Source organism: Agrobacterium sp. M50-1, assembly GCF_049843495.1.
GTDB lineage: Bacteria > Pseudomonadota > Alphaproteobacteria > Rhizobiales > Rhizobiaceae > Agrobacterium > Agrobacterium radiobacter.
On the sequence record NZ_JBBHZH010000001.1, the window covers coordinates 301939 to 321727 of the forward strand.

Below are 19789 nucleotides of genomic sequence, written 5' to 3' on the forward strand. Positions count from 1 at the left end.
CCCTTTTCCGGTCCCGATGACAGCATCATCAGCACTGGAAAAGGAGACGGAAGAGATGGGATATCGCATTGGCGTTGATGTGGGCGGGTCATTTACGGATTTTGCCGTGTTTGACGATGGGACCGGCTCGCTTTCCACCCTGAAGGTGTTTTCCCGCCCCGATGCGCCGGGAGAAGAAATCCTTCTCGCACTCGATACGCTGAAAAAGCGCGACGGCATCGAAGCGAAGGACGTCTCCTATTTCACCCATGGAACCACCGTCGGTGTCAACACGGTGATCCAGCGCAACGGCCAGAACGTCGCGCTGTTCACCACCGAAAATTTCGAGGACGTGCTCGATGTTGCACGCCTGAAAATCCCGCAGATCCACAATCTCTATTCCGTGCGACCGGAACCGCTGATCCCGCGTGAACGGGTTTTCGGCATAGCCGAACGCATGCTGGCGACCGGCGAGATAAAGCTCGCGCCGAACGAAGAGAATGTGGCGAAGGCGGTCGACGGCGCAATTGCAGCCGGTTGCGACGGCATCGTGCTCGCCTTCCTGCATTCCTACCGTAACCCCGAAAACGAACGGGCCGTGAAGGTGATGATCGAACGCATCGCACCGCAATTGCCGGTGGTCTCCTCTGCCGAGACTTGGCCGATCATCCGCGAATATGAGCGCACCGTCACCGCCGTCATCAGCGGTTATGTCCAGCCGCGCGTCGCACATTATCTCGACCGTTTTGAAACGGTGCTGCGCAGCCAAGGCATTGCCTGTCCGCTGCTCATCACCAAGACCAATGGCGGCGTCATGGGCATCGATCAGGCGCGGCGCGAATGTGTGCAGATGATCCTCTCCGGCACTGCCTCCGGCGTTATCGGCGCGGGTTATCTGGCGAAGGCCAGCGGCTTTGACCGGGTGATGAGCCTGGACATTGGCGGCACCAGCGCCGATGTGGCCGTTATCCTTGATGGCGAGGCCCAATATGGGGTCGGTGAGCTGATCGGCGATTTCCAGATTCATGTTCCCTCCGTTTCCGTCAGTTCCGTTGGCCAGGGCGGCGGCTCGGTCGCGTGGGTGGATAGTCTCGGCCTGTTGCAGGTCGGACCGGAAAGTGCCGGTTCGACGCCGGGGCCGGCCTGTTACGGACGGGGCGGCGACCGCCCGACGATCACGGATGCCATGGCGGCCGCCAATCTCATCGGCCACATGCCGCTCGGTTATGGCGCAGTGACCGTCGATCACGCCGCAGCGCGCGCCGCCCTCTTGCCGCTCGCCGAAAAACTCGGCCTTTCCGTCGAGGCGCTCGCCGGCAACATCGTCGATATCGCCGTCTCGGGCATGTATGCGGAGGTGAACGCCCTGACCTCCCGCTTCGCCATCGATCCGCGCGAATTTCACCTCTTCGCTTTCGGCGGCGCGGGCGCGATGCTCGCCTGTTTCCTTGCCCGCGAACTGGATATGAAAGGTGTGGTGGTGCCGCCCACCCCCGGTGTCGTTTCCGCGCTCGGCGGCCTGATTGCTGATCTCAAGAATGATTTCATCCGCACCACCTATTGCGATGTGGATGACAGGGCGGCCTCTGATCTCGCCCCCCTTCTCGCCGAAATGCAGGAGACCGGGCGCAACTGGCTGAAGGAACAGGGGTTTAGCGGGGATTGCGACATGCGGCTTTCCGCCGACATGCGCTATCGCGGCCAGTCCTACGAAATCGAAACCACGCTGCAGCCGGAATGGCTGGGCAAAGGCGACGCCGACGCCATCAACAAGGCTTTCCACGAGGAACATGCCCGCCTTTATGGTCATTTCGATGAACGGGCGGCCGTGCAGATGGTCAACCTCAGGCTCGTCGTTTCCGGTCGAACGCCGAAGCCGCCGCTTCGCGAGACAGGCATGGCCACCGGCCCCGCAACGCCGCGCTTCCACACGAAAGGCTGGTTTGGCGGCATGGAACACGACATGGCTATCTATCATCGTGCCGATCTGGCGGCCGGACACGATTTCGATGGTCCCGCCATCATCCTTCAGGACGACACCACAACCGTGGTGCCGCCCGACTTCTCCGTCCATGTGGACCGTTTCGGCAATCTCGTCATTACCAAGAGGGAGTTTTGATCCATGGCCATCGATCGCCGCAATCTCAAGGTCCTTGCCAATTTCTGCTCTGCCGCCGCCGACGCCATGGCCTTTACGCTGATGCGCACCGCCCATTCCGCCTTCGTCAAGGAAACCGAGGATTTTTCCTGCCAGGTGGTGACGCGCGAGGGGCTGGCCTTCGCCAATCCGCGGCAATTCGGTGCGCCCTGGTATAGCGGCATCGACTACGCGCCGCTGATTTCCATGTTCGAGGAGTATGAAGACGGCGATATCTGCATCACCAACGACCCCTATAGCGGTTTCGTCGCTACCCACTCGCCGGATATCCACATCTGGAAACCGGTCTTCCATGAGGGCAAAATTGCCTGTTTCGTGGTCGGGCACATTCATAATACCGATGTCGGCGGCGCAGTTCCCGCCTCCCTGTCCCGCTCGCTTTCCGAAATTGAGCAGGAAGGCCTGCGCATCCCGCCGGTCAAGCTCGTTCGCAAAGGCAGGCTCGACCCCTTCATCATCAACATGATGAAGGCCAATGTTCGCATGCCGGAACAGAATATCGGCGACCTCCACGCCCAGATCGCCTCCGTCAACATCGGCGAACGCAAGATGCAGGAGATCGTCGCCCGTTTCGGCTTTGACGATTTTCTGGACGGTGTGCGCCAGATTTTCGACTATGCGGAAGAGCAGACCCGGCAAATCCTCACCAGGGTTCCCGATGGCGATTACTTCTTTGCCGACTATGCCGATGAGGATTCCGTTGGCGGCCGGCCATGCCGCGTGGCGCTGACGCTGAAAATCCGCGGCGGCGAGGCGATCCTCGATTATACCGGCAGCGATCCGCAGCTCGGCTCGTCGCTGAACATGCCGACCGGCGGTCGCGAGCGGCATTCACTCGTCATGGTCGGCCTGACCTATGTACTTTATACGCTCGACAACAGCCTGCTTCTGAACGCCGGCACCCTGCGCCCGGTACGGGCCGTGCTGCCGGAAGGCACGATCGTCAATTGTCAACGCCCGGCCGCTGTCGGCATGCGCTCGCTCACCTGCGCCATGACCCAGATCGTCACCATCGGCGCTTTCGCAAAAGCCCTGCCGGAGCTTATTCCCGCCGCCTCACCCGGCGGAAACGCCATCATGAACATCAAGACCAGCGACCGGAACGGCCGCCCGGTCATGGCTTCCATCGGCCCGGTTGGCGGCGGTGGCGGCGGCACGCCCTTCTGCGACGGCAGCGACGGCGCCGGCGGCGCCACCGGTTTTCTGCGCAACACGCCGATTGAAATCAGCGAAGCGGAAGTGCCGATCCTCTTCCGTCGTTATGGGTTGCAACGCGATACCGGCGGGGCGGGCCGTTTTCGCGGCGGGCTTTCGGCCATCATGGAGTTTGAAATATCCTCACCGGAAACGGTGGTCACGGCACGCAACCGCAATCGCTCGCTGATGGCAAGCTGGGGCGTCAATGGCGCGGGCCCGGGGCTGATTTCCCGCTTTCTCCGCAACCCCGATACGCAGGGCGAAATCTCGCTCGGCAATACCGATATCGTCCATTGCGGTCCGGGCGATGTCATTCGTGTCATCGGACCGGGAGCCGGCGGTTACGGTGACCCCTTCACCCGCCCGCAGCAGGCCGTGCTTCGCGATGTGCGGCGTGGTGCGGTCTCGGCAGAAAATGCTGCAAGACATTACGGGGTCGCGCTCATCGGTGATGAGATCGATGAAGAAACGACGGCCACCCTGCGCGCCGCACCGCGCCGAAAGACGGACGATATCATCAGCTACGGACCGGAGCGGCTTGCCTTCGAGGCGGTCTGGACTCGGGAACGTTATGACCTTCTGACCCAATTCCTGCAAAAATCGCCGGTGGGATGGCGTTTCTTCCTGAAACACCGGGTGTTTGAAGCGGTCGAAAACGAAGGCGACGATCCCCGCCCTCTTTGCGAGCGGATGGCCGGGATTTTCGACCGGATAAGTGCACGCTACGGCGTTTGAGCGGCGGCCTGCCTTCGCCGCCGAAGATTGCGCTGTCTGCCGGTGGCAAAACAGGATTTTCATTCACCGCCCACGCCGCAGTCGGTCGATGCTGCTTGCCGTCAGGGATTAGCGTTGGGGCATATCCAGAGAGGATTCCACATGACGCTCAGCTTCGATCCAGACAGCTTGTCCCTGCCGATCGGCCACTTCATCGGCGACCGGCTGATTACGGCTGCAAACGGCATCGATATGCATCGCCCATCCGATGGCGTTGGATATGCCGGTTGTCCCAAGGCGGATGCAGCGCTGGTCGATGAAGCGGTGCAGACTGCCAGGGCCGCGTTGAAGACCAGCAACTGGGGCGGCGTGCGCCCGCGTGAGCGCACGAAGGTCTTGCAGCGCTGGGCCGACCTGATCGAACAGGAAGCCGAGACGCTGGCAAAAATCGAGGCGCTCTCCTCGACGCGGCCCGTGGGCCAGCTAATAACAGGCGATATCGCCGTGACCGCCGAGCAAATCCGTTTCTTCGCCGAATTCGCAGACAAAGAAGGCGGCGATCTGGTGCCGACCGACGATGCGAGCCTCGGCATGATCATGACCGAACCCTATGGTGTCGTCGGCGCCATCACGCCATGGAATTTCCCCGTCTCCATGGCGGGCTGGAAGCTCGGCCCGGCGCTTGCCGCCGGCAATGCCGTGGTGCTGAAACCGTCTGAAATGACGCCGTTCTCCAGCATTTTCATGGCACAGCTGGCGATCAAGGCCGGGCTCCCCGCCGGTCTCATCAATATCGTACTGGGTGACGGGCCCGTGACGGGCAATGCCATCACCGGGCACCCTGATATCTCCAAGGTCAGCTTCACCGGCTCCACGGCCGCGGGCGCCGCCATCATGGCCAATATCGCCCGCACCGGCATCAAGCCCATGACGCTGGAGCTCGGCGGCAAGAGCCCGCAACTGGTCTTTGCCGATGCCGATATCGAAAAAGCGGCGGCGGCCATTGCCGGCAATATTCTCTCCAATGCCGGGCAGGCCTGCGTGGCCGGTTCCCGCATTATCGTTGAAGAAAGTGCGGCAGATGCCCTTTCCGCCGCGATCATCGCCCGCATGAAGGCGGTGAAGCCCGGCCCGACATGGGACGAGACGACGCAATATTCACCTATTATCTCCGAGGTGCAGCGCAAACGCATCGACGGTATCGTGCAGGCCGCGGTCGCCCATGGCGGCGAATGCCTGACGGGCGGCGCGATCATGGACGGCCCCGGCTATTTCTACCAGCCGACGCTGATCGCCAATGTCGACCAGACATCTCCCGCCGTCACCGAAGAAATCTTCGGGCCGGTGCTGACGCTGCAGACATTCCGGACGGAAGAAGAGGCTCTGGCGCTTTCCGATCATCCGACTTACGGTCTGGCGGCGGGTCTTTTCAGCCGTGATATCTCGCGTGTGATGCGCCTGTCACGCGCCATTCAGGCGGGAACGATCTGGGTCAACCGTTACGGCCGCTCCCGCGACCACATCTTACCGACAGGCGGTTACAAGCGCTCCGGCATCGGCAAGGATCTCGGCCGCGAGGCTTATCTGGCCAACCGCAAGAGCAAAAGTGTCCTCATCGGACTGTAACAGGGGAAACGTCTTGAAAATGCATCGCATCGCACTCATTCCCGGAGACGGCATCGGCAAAAGCGTGACTGATGCCGCATGGCAGGTGCTCAACGCCGTCGCCAAGGGTTCCGGTTTTGCGCTTGAGGGCACGGAATTCCCCTGGTCCTGCGCCTTCTACAAGGAAACCGGCGCGATGATGCCGAAAGACGGTATCGAAACCCTGCGCGGCTTCGACGCCATTCTGCTCGGCGCAGTCGGCTGGCCGGCGCAAGTGCCGGACTCGGTTTCGCTGCATGGCCTGCTGCTGCCGATCCGCAAGGCCTTCGTGCAATATGCCAATATCCGCCCTCACCGGCTTCTGCCCGGCGTGCAGGGACCTTTGAAGGCGGATGGATTCGACATTCTCTGCATCCGCGAAAACACGGAAGGCGAATATTCCGGCGCGGGCGGCCGCGTGCACCAGGGCACCGACGATGAAGTCGCCGTCGAAACCTCGATCTTCACCCGCAAGGGCGTGGAGCGTATCCTGCGCTTCGGCTTCGAGCAGGCGCAGAAGCGTCGCGGCAAGCTCGCTTCCATTACCAAGTCCAATGCCCAGAAATATTCGATGGTCTTCTGGGACGAGGTGACACACAAGCTCGCTGCCGAATATCCCGATGTCGAGGTTTCCAGCTATCACATCGACGCCATGGCGGCACGCATGGTGATGGCCCCGGAAAGCCTTGATGTCGTGGTCGCCTCCAACCTTTTCGGCGACATTCTGACCGATCTCGGCGCGGCCATTCAGGGCGGCCTCGGGTTTGCCGCTTCCGCCAATATCAACCCCGACCGCAGCGCGCCCTCCATGTTCGAGCCGGTGCATGGATCGGCCCCCGATATCGCCCATCTCGGCATCGCCAATCCCATTGCCGCCATCTGGTCCGGGGCGATGATGCTCGAGCATCTCGGCGAAAAGGATGCAGCAGTGCGCATCATGGCGGCGTTGGAAACGGCGACCGGCCGGGGCATCGGCACGGTGCCGGGCAAGGACAAGACAGACGCCATCACCGCCGCGGTTCTCGCGGCACTCGACTGATTTCGGAGAATTATGATGCAGGGCTTGAAGGACAAGGAACTCTTTCGCCAGACGGGCTTGATCCGCGGCGCATGGAAAGCGGCGGCGTCGGGCAAGGCGGTCGATGTCATCGACCCCGCGACACAGGCCGTGATCGGCACCGTTCCCGATATGGGGAGCGCGGAAACGCGCGCGGCCATCGAGGCCGCCAACACCGCATTCGGCCCGTGGAAGAAGAAGACCCATGCGGAGCGTGCGGCGCTTCTCGAAAGATGGTTTGCGCTGATGATCGAGCATATAGACGATCTCGGCCTGATCCTGACCACGGAACAGGGCAAGCCGCTTGAGGAAGCGAAGGGCGAAATCCGCTATGGCGCATCCTTCGTCAAATGGTTTGCGGAAGAGGCGCGGCGCATTGGCGGCGGCACCATTCCTTCACCGACGCCGGACCGGCGCATCGTGGTGCTGAAGGAGCCTGTTGGCGTCTGCGGCATCATCACGCCATGGAACTTCCCGAACGCCATGATCACCCGCAAGGTCGCGCCCGCACTCGCGGCCGGTTGCACCGTGGTCATCAAGCCATCGGAATTTACGCCCTATTCGGCTCTGGCGCTCGGCGTTCTTGCCGAACGGGCTGGCATTCCCGCGGGCGTCATTAACATCGTCACCGGCATGCCGACGGAAATCGGCAACGAAATCATGGCCAACGAAACGGTTCGGAAAATTTCCTTCACCGGCTCCACCCGTGTCGGCTCGCTTTTGATGCGTGGCGCCGCCGACAGCATAAAGCGACTGTCGCTGGAACTGGGCGGCAATGCGCCCTTCATCGTTTTTGACGATGCCGATCTCGATCTCGCTATTGAAGGCGCTCTCATTTCGAAATTTCGAAACGGCGGCCAGACCTGCGTCTGCGCCAACCGCATTCTCGTCCAGTCTGGTGTTTACGAGGCCTTCGCGAAAAAACTGGCGGATCGCGTCGATGCCATGCGGGTCGGCCCCGGCACGGAAGCGGGGGTCTCCATCGGCCCGATGATCAACGAGCCGGCCATCGCCAAGATCCGCGCCCATATCGACGACGCCGTTTCCAAGGGCGCGACGATCATCACCAAGCCGCGCAATCTGCCGGAGGGTCCGCAATATACGGCGCCGGTGGTGCTGACGGACGCCACGACCGGCATGCTTCTGGCAAGCGAAGAGACCTTCGGGCCCGTCGCGCCGCTCTTCCGCTTCGAGACGGAAGAAGAAGCACTCGCCATCGCCAATGGCACGCCCTTCGGCCTTGCCGCCTATTTCTATACCGAGAGCCTCAAGCGCGCCTGGCGTGTGGGCGAAGCGCTGGAGTTCGGCATGGTCGGCCTCAATACCGGCCTCATCTCCACCGAAGTCGCTCCCTTCGGCGGCGTCAAGCAATCCGGCCTCGGCCGTGAGGGCGCGCAGGTCGGTATCGAGGAATATCTGGAGATTAAGACCTTCCATATCGGTGGGCTCACTTGAGCCTTTTTCTCATCCCCGCCTAAAGGGCCGCTCTGCGGCCCTTCTTTTTTTGTCGGTGCAACAAAAAGCGGCCGAAAGGGCCGCTGTGACGTTAATGGAAAACCCGCAAACCTCCCGTCATGCTCGGACCCTTCCCCAGCATGTGCGACGGTTTGATTTTAGGAGACGGACCTGCATCCCCGGGACAAGCCCGAGGACGACGTCAAATTTGGGCGGGGATTCATCGGAAATCCGAATAACGGAAGGCCGCCATCTTCTACTGGATCTTATCCAGCATCTTGTAATAGAATCCCACCAGCGGCAGGAACCAGGGCTTGCCGAAGTGCCCCGGCACCGCCGGCCAGTCCAGCCCCTTCAGCGGATTGTTGTCCGGCCGCCCCAGAATGGCGTCTGCCATGATCATGCCGAGATGTGTCGAGAGTTGAGCACCGTGGCCGGAATAGCCCATCGCGTACCACACACCGTCATGAAAACCGGCGCGCGGATAACGGTCCTTGGTCATGTCAACCAGTCCACCCCAGCAATAATCGATCGGCACATGGGCAAGCTGCGGGAAGATGCGATGCAGGCTTTCCGTCAGGATCGCACCGCTTTTGGAGTCGGAACGCTGATCCGAAGTTGCGGAAAAGCGCGCGCGGCCACCAAAGATCAACCGGTTGTCAGGCGAGAGCCGGAAATAATTGCCTATGTTCATGGAATTGACATAGGTGCGGTTGCCGGGAACCGAAGCCTTGATTTCGGCATCCGTCAGCGGTCGCGTGGCGATGATGAAACTGCCCACCGCGATGATGCGGCGGCGAAAATAACCGAAACCGGAGGGCGTGTAAGCGCCGGTCGCGACAAGCACATTGTTGGCCGTGACCTTGCCACGGGCAGTTTCCAGTTCATGGATCTTGCCGTTCTGGATGTGTTTCGTCACCGCCGCTTTTTCGAAGATCACCGCGCCATGGCGGCTGGCGGCTTCGGCAAGGCCAGCCACATAGCGGCCCATATGCATCATCGCGCTCTTCTTCGAGAGCATGGCGCCATAAAAGGGAGAGCCGATTTCCGCCTTGAGATCGGCAGCCGACAGAAGCGCCGTATCGGGATCAACCTCGGCATGAACAGCCTCGAAATTCTTCGCCAGACTTTCGAAATGCTGCGGTTTCGAAGCCATTTTCAGCTTGCCGGCCCGGCGGAAATTACAATCGATCCCTTCCTCGGCGATCAGGCTTTCCAGCGTGTCGATCGAAGCATCCAGCGCCTGGTATAGCGCGATGGCCCGCTCCTTGCCGAGTTCTGCCTTGGCGGAGAGATAGGAATGGGCAAGGCCATTGTTGAGATGGCCACCGTTGCGGCCCGAAGCGCCCCAGCCCACGCGCTGCCCTTCCAGAACGACGACGCGCGCGCCGGCTTTTGCAAGCTGACGCGCGGCACCGAGACCCGTGAAGCCGCCACCGATGACGGCCACATCATAATGGCCTTCGACAGGACCTTGCGCCGCCCCCGCAAACAGGGGCGCCGTGTCGTGCCAATAGGAGACGAGCTTCATGATCGATGTCCTCTCTTACAGTCCGACAACGCCCGCAAGACCGGAAATGTCTGAAATTTCCGTGTACCCGTAATACGGATTTGCAGGTTCATGGCCGCGGTTGACCCAGACCTTGTTCTTGATGCCGAGATCATGGGCGGACATCAGATCGTAGCGGAAGGAGGACGACACATGCAGGATTTCTTCCGGGCCGCAACCGAGCATGTCGAACAGATATTCGAAAGCCTTGAAATGCGGTTTATAGGCCTGCGCCTGCTCGGCCGTATAGACGGCATGGAACGGGGCGCCCAGTTTGGCGACATTCGACATGATCTGTGAGTTCATGGCGTTGGACAGAATGACCAGAGGGATTTCCTTGGCGACCTTGGAAAGACCCGCCGGAACGTCGGCATGCGGCCCCCACGTCGGAACCCGCTCATAGACCATTGCAGCATCTTCATCCTTGAAAGCTACACCATTGCGCTTGCAGGTGCGCGACAGGGCATTGTGAACGACGTCTGCATAAGGCTTCCAGTCATGCATGACCTCGTCCAGACGATAGGCGGAAAAATTCTTGATGAACTCTTCCATCTCCGCCTCTCCCAGACGATCACCGTAGAGATCGCGGGCAGCCTCTGCCATCTGGAAATGAATGAGCGTGCCGTGGCAATCGAATGTGATGTATTTGGGGCGGAAGATGGTCATGTCGTCGTCATCCTTGCTTGGGGATTGGTGGTGGCTGCAATAATCAGATCATAGAGGCCTTTGGCTGATCGGCGCACCGCAATTGCCGGTCACGAAAGCAGATTGTTGCGTATCCAGCCGCCAGTTTGGCAGAGAGTTGCGCTGGGGCAAACCGACAGCCTTCTCCTGCCCCAGCTTTATCGACCGATGCGAACAGGACGCGGCATAAGATGCGGCGGCGGATAAAAGCAACAGCGAAACATATCGAACCTTCCCATTTGTCGGGACAATCTTCTTCCGGCGTCAGTCTATCAATGAAGAGTAAGAAAAAACGGAGTTCCGGCATGCAGGCGAGCCTGATCGATATCCAAATGTTTCAACCGGACCACCTCGACGCGGCCGTTGAACTTTCCCGCCAGGCCGGCTGGCCGCACCGGAAGGAGGACTGGGCGCTGGTCCTTTCCCTGAGCAAGGGTTTTGTCGCCGTTGAGAACGGCCGCGTCGTCGGCACCGCCATGGCGACGCTTCTCGGAGAAAGCTGCGCCACCGTCAATATGGTGATCGTGGATGAGAGCATGCGCGGCCGTGGCCTCGGGCGTCAACTGATGCAGGCGGCAATGGACGCAGCAGAAGACCGCGAATGCCGTCTGATCGCCACGGCGGACGGTCTGCCGCTCTATGAAAAACTGGGCTTCGTCGCCTGCGGCGAGGTGCTTCAACATCAGGGAATTCCGGTGACGACCGACAAGCCAGCCGGTGTCAACTGGGTCGAGACCATTGATCCATCCGCGCTTGCGGCACTCGATGCGCAGGCTTTCGGCGCCGATCGCACGGCGCTCTTTGCAGCGCTTGCCGACAGGGCACGTTTCGCAATCGTCGAGGAACAGGGCGTCATCAGGGGTTTTGCCGCACTTCGTGCCTTCGGGCGCGGCGAGGTCATCGGCCCGGTCGTGGCGGACAATGCTGAAATCGCTAAGAATTTGATCGCCTTTGCCGTTTCCGAGCGCCCCGGCGCATTCCTGCGCGTGGATACCACCGCCGATACCGGTCTAGGCCCCTGGCTTGCCGAGCACGGCCTTGCCCATGTCGGCGGCGGCATCGCCATGCGCCGGTCGACAAAAGAAATCCCCGCCGACAAAAAACTGAAAACATTCGCATTGACCAGCCAGGCACTGGGCTGAATCTGGAGAGACCCATGTTAAGCAATTCACTGATCGAACTGGACCGCGCCCATCTGGTGCATCCCGTCTCCTCCTTCCGCGGCCATGAGAAGCTTGGTGTGCGGGTGCTGAAATCGGCAAGCGGCGCCACGGTCACCGACATGACCGGTCACCAGCTCATCGACGGTTTTGCCGGCCTCTGGTGCGTCAATGCCGGTTACGGGCATGACAGCATCGTCGAAGCGGCAGCCAAACAGATGCGTGAGCTGCCCTATGCCACCGCCTATTTCGACATCGGCAGCGAACCGGCTATCCGGCTTGCCTCCGAACTCGCCGACCGTGCGCCGGGCGATCTCAACCATGTCTATTTCACGCTTGGCGGTTCCGATGCGGTGGACAGCACCATCCGCTTCATCCGCTATTACTGGCACGCGAAAGGTCAGCCGCAGCGCGATCAGTTCATTTCCATCGAACAGGGTTATCACGGCTCCACAACGGCCGGATCGGGCCTGACGGCGCTGCCCGCTTTCCATGCGGGTTTCGGCGTGCCTTATGACTGGCAGCACAAAATTCCGTCGCACTATGCCTACCGCAATCCGGCCGGCAGTGATCCGGCCGCGATCATCGCCTCCTCCCTGCAAATTCTCAAAGACAAGATCGAGGCTATCGGCCCGGACCGGGTCGCCGCCTTTTATGCGGAACCCATTCAGGGCTCGGGCGGCGTTCTGGTGCCGCCGCCGGGCTGGATCAAGGCCATGCGCGACCTCTGCCGTTCCTACGGCATTCTCTTCGTCGCCGATGAGGTCATCACCGGCTTCGGCCGCACCGGACCGCTCTTTGCCTGCACGGACGAGGACATCGTGCCTGATTTCATCACGGCCGCAAAGGGTCTGACGTCAGGTTATGTGCCGATGGGCGCTGTCTTCATGGCGGATCACGTCTATGATACAATAGCGGACTTTGCCGGCGATGCCGCCGTGGGGCATGGATACACCTACTCCGCCCACCCTGTCAGCGCCGCCGTCGGTCTCGAAGTGCTGAAACTTTACGAGGGTGGACTGCTGGAAAACGGCCGCCGTGCCGGTCAAAGGCTGATGGCCGGCCTGGAAGGCCTGAAAAACCATCCGCTTGTTGGCGATGTGCGCGGCCGCGGCATGCTTGCCGCCATCGAACTTGTGACCGACAAGGACAAAAAGACGCCGCTGCCGGCTGCAGCGGCCCCTGCACGCAAGGTTTTTGACCGCGCCTGGGAAAACGGCCTGATCGTGCGCGCCTTTGCAAACGGCATTCTTGGTTATGCGCCGCCGCTCTGCTGCACCGATAGTGAGATCGACGCCATTGTCGAGCGGACGCTGAAGACGCTCGACCAGACACTCGAAGACCCGGCCGTCAGGGCCGCCATGGCCTGAGGTGATAGAAAGGCAGCGTTGCGGCACCCTCTCGAAATGTCGCAACGCACCGCATATTCGCAATATTCTGCCGAAGAGCCGATCCATTTCGGCGTATCCGGCGTGCCGAAAGTGCCAAACTATTAATGCAAATGGCACTAAACGCCATAAAAAAGGGCGTAATTACAAATGGGAACGGGGCAAGGATCCCGTCCGGGAACAGAATAATCTGCCGCAACCTCCCCAAGAGGCCAAGGCGGCAAAGCGGAGACCGACATTGCCCAAAAAACTGAGCGACTTCAAATATATGAGCTTCGACGTGGTGGGAACTCTCATCGATTTCGAAGGTGGCCTGAAATCGACCCTAGCCGCAATCGGCGCGGAAAACGGCGTGGAGGTCGATGGTGAAAAGGCGCTCGCCCTTTATCGCACAGCCCGTTACTCAGATGCGACCGACCTGTTTCCGGACGACCTCGTCCGTGTCTACCTGATCATCGCTCCGCAACTTGGACTGCCGGCGGAACGCGCTTTCGGCGAGCGCCTGCGCGACGCGGCAAAAAGCTGGAAAGGCTTTGAAGACAGCCGCGCCGCCATGGCCGAGCTTGCCAAGACGCATCGCCTCATCGCCATGACCAATGCCCAGCGCTGGGCCTTCGAATATTTCTCGAAGGAGCTCGGCAATCCCTTTCATGCGGCCTTCACGGCGGATGATACCGGCACGGAAAAACCCGATCCTGCATTCTTCGAAAAGGTTTTCGCTTTTGTGGAGAGCGAAGGCGCATCGAAGGATGACATTCTGCATGTCGCGCAAAGCCAGTATCACGATATCGGCATTTCCCGGAAACTGGGCATGACCAATTGCTGGATCGAGCGGCGTCACGCCCAGAAGGGATATGGCGGCACCATCGAACCGGAAAACTTCACCGAGCCGGACTATCACTTTACCTCCATGGCCGGCCTTGCTGACGCCGCAAGGCAAGCGGGCGGTTAAGCCGCACCGCCAGTGGCGCGCCGCGAACTGGGATGCGGCATGCCTGAAATTTCTACAGATGCATTTCAACAAATCATACAAAAGGGGAAGACCATGAGTGACAGGATTACAAACTGGACCCGCTCCGACGATGCCGCCGTTGAACAGGCGATCCGACGCGGCGCAACGCGGCGCGAACTGCTTCACATGCTGCTGGCGGGTGGTGTCGCCCTTTCCGCCGGTTCGGCCATTCTCGGTCGCGCCTCAAATGCCGTGGCCGCAACGCCGGTCTCCGGCGGCACGCTCAAGGCCGCCGGCTGGTCCTCCTCCACCGCCGATACGCTGGACCCGGCGAAAGCCTCGCTTTCGACGGATTATGTTCGTTGCTGCGCGCTCTATAACCGTTTGAGCTTCCTCGATGTTTCCGGCACGCCGCAGCTGGAGCTGGCCGAAGCTATCGAAACGAAGGACGCCAAGACCTGGACGGTGAAGCTGCGTTCCGGCGTCACCTTCCATGACGGCAAGGCCCTGACCGCCGACGACGTGGTCTATTCGCTGAAGCGCCATCTCGATCCGGCCGTCGGCTCCAAGGTCGCCAAGATTGCCGCGCAGATGACCGGCTTCAAGGCTCTCGACAAGAGCACGGTCGAAATCACGCTGGCGAACGCGAATGCCGACCTGCCATCCATTCTGGCTCTGCACCATTTCATGATCGTTGCCGATGGCACCACGGATTTCTCCAAGGGCAACGGCACCGGCGCCTTCAAGCTCGAAAAGTTCGAGCCGGGCGTCCGTTCGATCATGGCCAAGAACACCAATTACTGGAAGTCGGGCGGCCCGCACATCGACAGTTTCGAATTCATGGCGATTTCGGACGACAATGCCCGCGTCAACGCCCTTCTCTCGGGCGATATCCAACTCGCGGCCTCCATCAACCCGCGTGCGCTTCGCCTGCTCGACAAGCAGGAAGGTGTCGTTCTGTCCAAGACGACATCGGGCAACTACACCAACCTCAACATGCGTCTCGACCAGGCGCCCGGCAACAATGCCGATTTCATTGCCGGTATGAAGTCGATCGTCAATCGCGAGCAGATCGTCAAGGCGGCCCTGCGCGGCCTCGGTGAAGTCGGCAACGACCAGCCGGTTCCGCCGATGAACCCCTATCACAATCCGGATCTCAAGCCGAAAGCCTTCGATCCGGAGAAGGCGAAATTCCACTTCCAGAAGGCAGGCCTCATCGGCCAGTCCATTCCGGTCATCGCATCGGATGCAGCAAGCTCGTCGGTCGACATGGCGATGATCATCCAGGCTTCGGCCGCCGAAATCGGCGTGAAGCTGGATGTGCAGCGTGTTCCCTCCGACGGTTACTGGAGCAATTACTGGCTGAAGGCGCCGGTCCATTTCGGCAACATCAACCCGCGCCCGACGCCGGACATCCTGTTCTCGCTGCTCTATGCTTCCGACGCCCCGTGGAACGAAAGCCAGTACAAGTCGCCGAAATTCGACAAGCTGATGCTGGAAGCACGCGGCATGCTCGATATGGAGAAGCGCAAGCAGATCTACTTCGAACTGCAAACGATGATCGCCGACGAAGCCGGCACCATCATCCCCGCCTATATTTCGAATGTCGACGCCATCACCTCCAAGCTGAAGGGGCTGGAAGCCAATCCGCTCGGCGGCATGATGGGTTATTCCTTCGCGGAATACGTCTGGCTTGAAGCCTGATAGACCATGGGGCCGGGCGCGAAAATGCGCCCGGCACGTTTTCCGCAGGATGCGGGAAGCCTCCACAATCAGGCAGGTCGCAGGAGCATGTGAATGAACAGCCGGATATTGTCCCTTATCGCCAGGCGGCTGGTCGTCATGCTGACGACGCTGCTGATCGTGTCGTTTATCGTCTTTTCCGCCACCAGCCTGCTGCCCGGCGACACGGCGACGATCCTTCTCGGCCAGGCGGCAACGCCGGAGGCCGTGGCGGGCCTGCGCACCGCCATGCATCTCGATGATCCTGCCCTGCTGCGTTTCGTCCGATGGCTCTTCGGCCTGCTGCATGGCGAGCTCGGCACGTCCTATGCCAACAACATGGCGATTGCCGATCTTATCGGTCCACGCTTCGTCAACTCCATGAAGCTTGCCGGCATTACCACCATCATCGCCGTGCCGCTGGCGCTCACCCTCGGCATCAGCTCCGCCATGCTGCGCGGAACGCTTTATGACCGGGCCGTCACCGTGCTGACCATCGGCGTCATCTCGGTGCCGGAATTCATGATCGCCACACTCGCCGTGCTGCTTTTCGCCGTCTACCTGAAATGGCTGCCGGCGCTGTCGCTGGTCAGCGAGGTTCACACGCTTTTCGATGTTCTGCGGGTCTATGCCATGCCGGTCATCACGCTGACCTTCGTCGTCTCAGCGCAGATGATCCGCATGAGCCGCGCCGCCGTCATCGAAACGCTGGATACGCCCTATGTCGAAATGGCGCTTTTGAAGGGCGCACCGCGCATGCGCATCGTGCTTCGCCACGCGCTTCCCAATGCGCTCGGCCCCATCGTCAATGCGGTGGCGCTGTCGCTTTCCTATCTCGTCGGCGGCGTCATCATCGTTGAGACTATCTTCAATTATCCTGGCATCGCCAAGCTGATGGTGGATGGCGTCGCAACCCGCGACCTGCCGCTGATCCAGAGCTGCGCGATGATCTTCTGCGTCGGTTATCTCCTCCTCATCACGACGGCTGACATCATCGCCATCATGTCCAATCCGAGGCTGCGCTGATGGCCGACAATATCAAAACAAATTCGGGGACTTCGCGTTTGGGTTACAAGATCAACGCAGTCGGCGTTTTCGGCTTTCTCATCATCTTTTCCTGGGCCATGGTCGCAATCTTGGCGCCCTATCTCATACCGCATCCGGTCGGTGAAATCGTCGATCTCGATTATTTCGGGCCGATGACATCAGATCTCTGGCTCGGTTCCGATTATCTCGGCCGTGACGTGTTTTCCCGCATTCTCATGGGCGCGCGTTTCACGGTCGGCATATCGCTCGCAGCCGTCACCATCGCCTGCACCTCCGGCGTCGTGCTCGGCATGTGCGCCGCCGTCATCGGCGGCTGGTTCGATGCGGCGCTCAGCCGGTTTCTCGATGCGGTGAACTCCATTCCGAGCAAGCTTTTCGGCCTCGTGGTCGTCGCCGCCGTCGGCTCGTCCATACCGGTGCTGATCATCACACTCTCGGTCATCTATACGCCGGGCGCCTATCGTTTCGCTCGAGCGCTTGCCGTCAACGTCAACACCATGGATTTCGTCACCGTCGCCCGCGTGCGCGGCGAAAGCCTGCTCTACCTCATCGGTTCCGAAATCCTGCCGAACATCGTCCGTCCCGTGCTGGCCGATCTTGGCGTGCGTTTCGTCTTCATCGTGCTGCTGCTGTCAGGCCTCTCCTTCCTTGGCCTTGGCCTGCAGCCGCCGAATGCGGACTGGGGTGCGCTGGTGCGTGAGAACATCGGCGGCCTGCCGTTCGCGGCGCCCGCCGTCATATTCCCGTCCCTGGCGATCGCCAGCCTGACGATCAGCGTCAACCTGCTGATCGACAATCTGCCGCAGAAAATCCGCGACAGGAGCGAATAATGAGCAATCTCGTTGAAATCCGCGGATTGAAAGTCGAGGCCACCACCGATTCCGGACGCCGCATCGACATCATCAAGGGTGTGGACATCGACATCGCCGATGGCGAGATCGTTGCGCTGATCGGCGAAAGCGGTTCCGGCAAGACCACCATTGCGCTGACGCTGATGGGCTATGCCCGCCCGGGTTGCCGCATTTCCAGCGGCAGCGTCAAGGTGGCGGGTCGCGACATGGTGCAGCTTTCCGAAGCCGAGCGGGCGACGATCCGCGGCACGAAAGTGACCTATGTGCCCCAAAGTGCGGCCGCCGCCTTCAACCCTGCACAGAGGATCATCGATCAGGTGATCGAAGTCACCCGCATCCACCATCTGATGCCGTCGCAGGAGGCGCGGGTGCGGGCGATGGAACTCTTCAAGGCCCTGTCGCTGCCCAACCCTGAGACCATCGGCGAGCGCTACCCGCATCAGGTGTCGGGCGGCCAGCTTCAGCGCCTCTCCGCCGCCATGGCGCTGATCGGCAATCCGAAGCTGGTGATCTTCGACGAGCCGACCACAGCGCTCGATGTCACGACCCAGATCGAGGTGCTGCGCGCCTTCAAATCGGCAATGCGCAAGGGCGGTATCGGCGGCGTTTATGTCTCGCATGATCTTGCCGTCGTCGCCCAGATTGCCGATCGGATCGTGGTGCTGAAAGGCGGCGAGGTGCAGGAAACCGGCACCACGGCGGATATCCTAGAAAATGCACAGCACCCCTATACGAAAGAACTGCTGACGGCTTTTCACGACAAGGCGCGCGTTGTCACACCCGTCAAACAGCAACAGGCCACGCCCCTCCTGGATATAGAGGAGCTGATCGCCGGATATGGAACGAAGGGCGGAGACAGGATGCCGCTGGTGCGTGCGGTGGATTCCGTCAGCCTCTCGGTCTATCCCGGCCGCAATCTCGGCATTATCGGTGAGTCCGGCTGCGGAAAATCGACACTGGCGCGCGCCATTGCCGGCATTCTGCCGGCGGCAGGCGGCCATGTGATCTTCGAAGGCAAGGAACTGGATGCCGATGCGCGCCGACGGACAAGCGATCAGCTTCGCCGCATGCAGATCGTGTTCCAATATGCCGACACGGCACTCAACCCGTCCAAACCTATCGAGGACATCCTCGGCCGGCCGCTTACCTTTTATCACGGTATGAAGGGCAAGGCGCGCGATGCGCGGATCGACCAGCTTCTCGATATGGTGAAGCTGCCGCGCTCGGTGCGCCACCGCCACCCTTCCGGCCTTTCCGGCGGGCAGAAGCAGCGTGTCAATTTCGCCCGGGCGCTTGCGGCCGAACCATCGCTCATCATCTGCGATGAAATCACCTCGGCGCTCGATACCGTGGTCGCGGCCGCAATCATCGATCTTCTCGGAGAACTGCAGCGGGAACTGAACCTCTCCTATATCTTCATCAGCCATGATCTTTCGGTGGTGGAGACCATATGTGACGAAATCGTCGTGATGTATGGCGGGCAGAAGGTGGAGCATCTGGAGACGGAAGCGATCAAGTCGCCGACCCACCCCTATTCGAAACTGCTGTTCTCCTCGGTGCCGAAACTCGACCCGAAATGGCTCGACAACCTCCAGCAGGATGCGGAGCTGGTGCGGGCGTTTTCGAAGAGGTGAGAACGGGATGATACGGCCCTGCAAAGGGCCGTTTTCTCACACCTCAAAGCGGAAACAGGCTGGTCAGCGGCATATGCGATTTAATGATGGGTGATTTCAGCACCACGAAACTGAAATATTTGTCGATGCCGACATCCATATCGGTCAGCCGCTCCATGATCGACTGGTATTCGACGATGCCCGAGGTGACGAATTTCAGCAGGTAATCGTAACCGCCCGAAACGAGATGGCATTCCACCACCTGGTCGATCTTTTCGACAACGCCGAGGAAGCGGGCGAAATCGATCTGGCGGTGGTTCTTCAGCGTGATCTCGGTGAAAACAGTCAGCGTCTGGCCGAGCTTGTTGATGTTGATCTGCGCCGAATACCCCTCGATATAACCTTCCGCCTGCAGCTTCTTTACCCGCATCAGGCAGGGGCTTGGCGACAGATTGACAAGCTCCGCCAGCTCGACATTGGTGATGCGACCGTTTTTCTGCAGTTCATAGAGGATCTTGATATCGATCCGGTCAAGTTTCATCACGTGCGGAACCCCTTTTTTGTTTTTTGAACACGCGGCATAAAATTCTGGCGCGGTATCGGAAATCTTACCACATGG

Annotated in this window: 15 protein-coding genes; 12 read left to right on the top strand and 3 right to left on the bottom strand. The window is 60.5% G+C overall.

Annotated elements, in window-relative coordinates:
* The first annotated feature begins 55 nt into the window (after window positions 1-55).
* The 5 genes from WDZ78_RS01285 (at window position 56) to WDZ78_RS01305 (ending at window position 8204) form a co-directional block, all read left to right on the top strand.
* Window positions 56-2098, top strand: coding sequence for a hydantoinase/oxoprolinase family protein (locus WDZ78_RS01285; RefSeq protein ID WP_425672087.1), 2043 nt, complete (start codon window positions 56-58; stop codon window positions 2096-2098).
* A gap of 3 nt (window positions 2099-2101) precedes the next feature.
* Window positions 2102-4069, top strand: a complete 1968-nt coding sequence (locus tag WDZ78_RS01290; protein WP_020011973.1) for a hydantoinase B/oxoprolinase family protein — start codon at window positions 2102-2104, stop codon at window positions 4067-4069.
* A gap of 141 nt (window positions 4070-4210) precedes the next feature.
* Window positions 4211-5674, top strand: coding sequence for an aldehyde dehydrogenase family protein (locus WDZ78_RS01295; RefSeq protein ID WP_425672088.1), 1464 nt, complete (start codon window positions 4211-4213; stop codon window positions 5672-5674).
* A gap of 13 nt (window positions 5675-5687) precedes the next feature.
* The gene (locus WDZ78_RS01300) at window positions 5688-6731 is read left to right on the top strand and encodes a tartrate dehydrogenase (protein WP_425672089.1); all 1044 of its coding nucleotides are present in this window, start codon (window positions 5688-5690) and stop codon (window positions 6729-6731) included.
* A 15-nt stretch (window positions 6732-6746) separates the two neighbouring features.
* The gene (locus WDZ78_RS01305; protein WP_026363983.1) at window positions 6747-8204 is read left to right on the top strand and encodes an NAD-dependent succinate-semialdehyde dehydrogenase; all 1458 of its coding nucleotides are present in this window, start codon (window positions 6747-6749) and stop codon (window positions 8202-8204) included.
* Window positions 8205-8460: 256 nt separating this feature from the next.
* Here the strand turns inward: WDZ78_RS01305 and WDZ78_RS01310 are convergent, their stop codons facing one another.
* Together WDZ78_RS01310 and WDZ78_RS01315 are read right to left on the bottom strand one after the other, a co-directional pair.
* Window positions 8461-9735, bottom strand: coding sequence for an NAD(P)/FAD-dependent oxidoreductase (locus tag WDZ78_RS01310; RefSeq protein WP_425672090.1), 1275 nt, complete (start codon window positions 9733-9735; stop codon window positions 8461-8463).
* A 15-nt stretch (window positions 9736-9750) separates the two neighbouring features.
* A complete protein-coding gene (locus WDZ78_RS01315) occupies window positions 9751-10419 on the bottom strand; it encodes a haloacid dehalogenase type II (RefSeq protein ID WP_425672091.1) in 669 nt (222 codons plus the stop codon).
* A gap of 323 nt (window positions 10420-10742) precedes the next feature.
* Between WDZ78_RS01315 and WDZ78_RS01320 the strand changes: the two genes are divergently transcribed.
* The 7 genes from WDZ78_RS01320 to WDZ78_RS01350 all read left to right on the top strand — a co-directional run bounded on the left by WDZ78_RS01320 (window position 10743) and on the right by WDZ78_RS01350 (window position 19191).
* Entirely contained in the window at window positions 10743-11579 is an 837-nt protein-coding gene (locus WDZ78_RS01320; protein WP_425672092.1) for a GNAT family N-acetyltransferase, read from the top strand.
* A 14-nt stretch (window positions 11580-11593) separates the two neighbouring features.
* A complete protein-coding gene (locus tag WDZ78_RS01325) occupies window positions 11594-12967 on the top strand; it encodes an aspartate aminotransferase family protein (RefSeq protein ID WP_020011981.1) in 1374 nt (457 codons plus the stop codon).
* Between the two features lie 256 nt (window positions 12968-13223).
* Window positions 13224-13937: an HAD-IA family hydrolase gene (locus WDZ78_RS01330; protein ID WP_425672093.1), complete on the top strand. Its 714-nt coding sequence runs from the start codon at window positions 13224-13226 to the stop codon at window positions 13935-13937.
* A gap of 93 nt (window positions 13938-14030) precedes the next feature.
* Complete coding sequence (locus WDZ78_RS01335; protein ID WP_003506850.1) at window positions 14031-15641, top strand: ABC transporter substrate-binding protein; 1611 nt, start codon at window positions 14031-14033, stop codon at window positions 15639-15641.
* Window positions 15642-15734: 93 nt separating this feature from the next.
* Complete coding sequence (locus WDZ78_RS01340) at window positions 15735-16685, top strand: ABC transporter permease (RefSeq protein WP_020812187.1); 951 nt, start codon at window positions 15735-15737, stop codon at window positions 16683-16685.
* Window positions 16685-17536 (top strand): ABC transporter permease, encoded by an 852-nt coding sequence (locus tag WDZ78_RS01345; RefSeq protein WP_020011985.1) that lies wholly within the window; start codon window positions 16685-16687, stop codon window positions 17534-17536. The genes WDZ78_RS01340 and WDZ78_RS01345 overlap by 1 nt, the downstream gene beginning before the upstream one ends.
* Window positions 17536-19191 carry an ABC transporter ATP-binding protein gene (locus tag WDZ78_RS01350; protein WP_425672094.1) on the top strand — a complete coding sequence of 552 codons (1656 nt, stop codon included), beginning with the start codon at window positions 17536-17538 and terminating at the stop codon, window positions 19189-19191. Before WDZ78_RS01345 ends, WDZ78_RS01350 begins: the two co-directional genes overlap by 1 nt.
* Before the next feature lie 43 nt (window positions 19192-19234).
* Here WDZ78_RS01350 and WDZ78_RS01355 read toward each other — a convergent pair whose 3' ends face one another.
* The gene (locus tag WDZ78_RS01355) at window positions 19235-19711 is read right to left on the bottom strand and encodes an Lrp/AsnC family transcriptional regulator (RefSeq protein WP_003506856.1); all 477 of its coding nucleotides are present in this window, start codon (window positions 19709-19711) and stop codon (window positions 19235-19237) included.
* Window positions 19712-19789 lie beyond the last annotated feature (78 nt).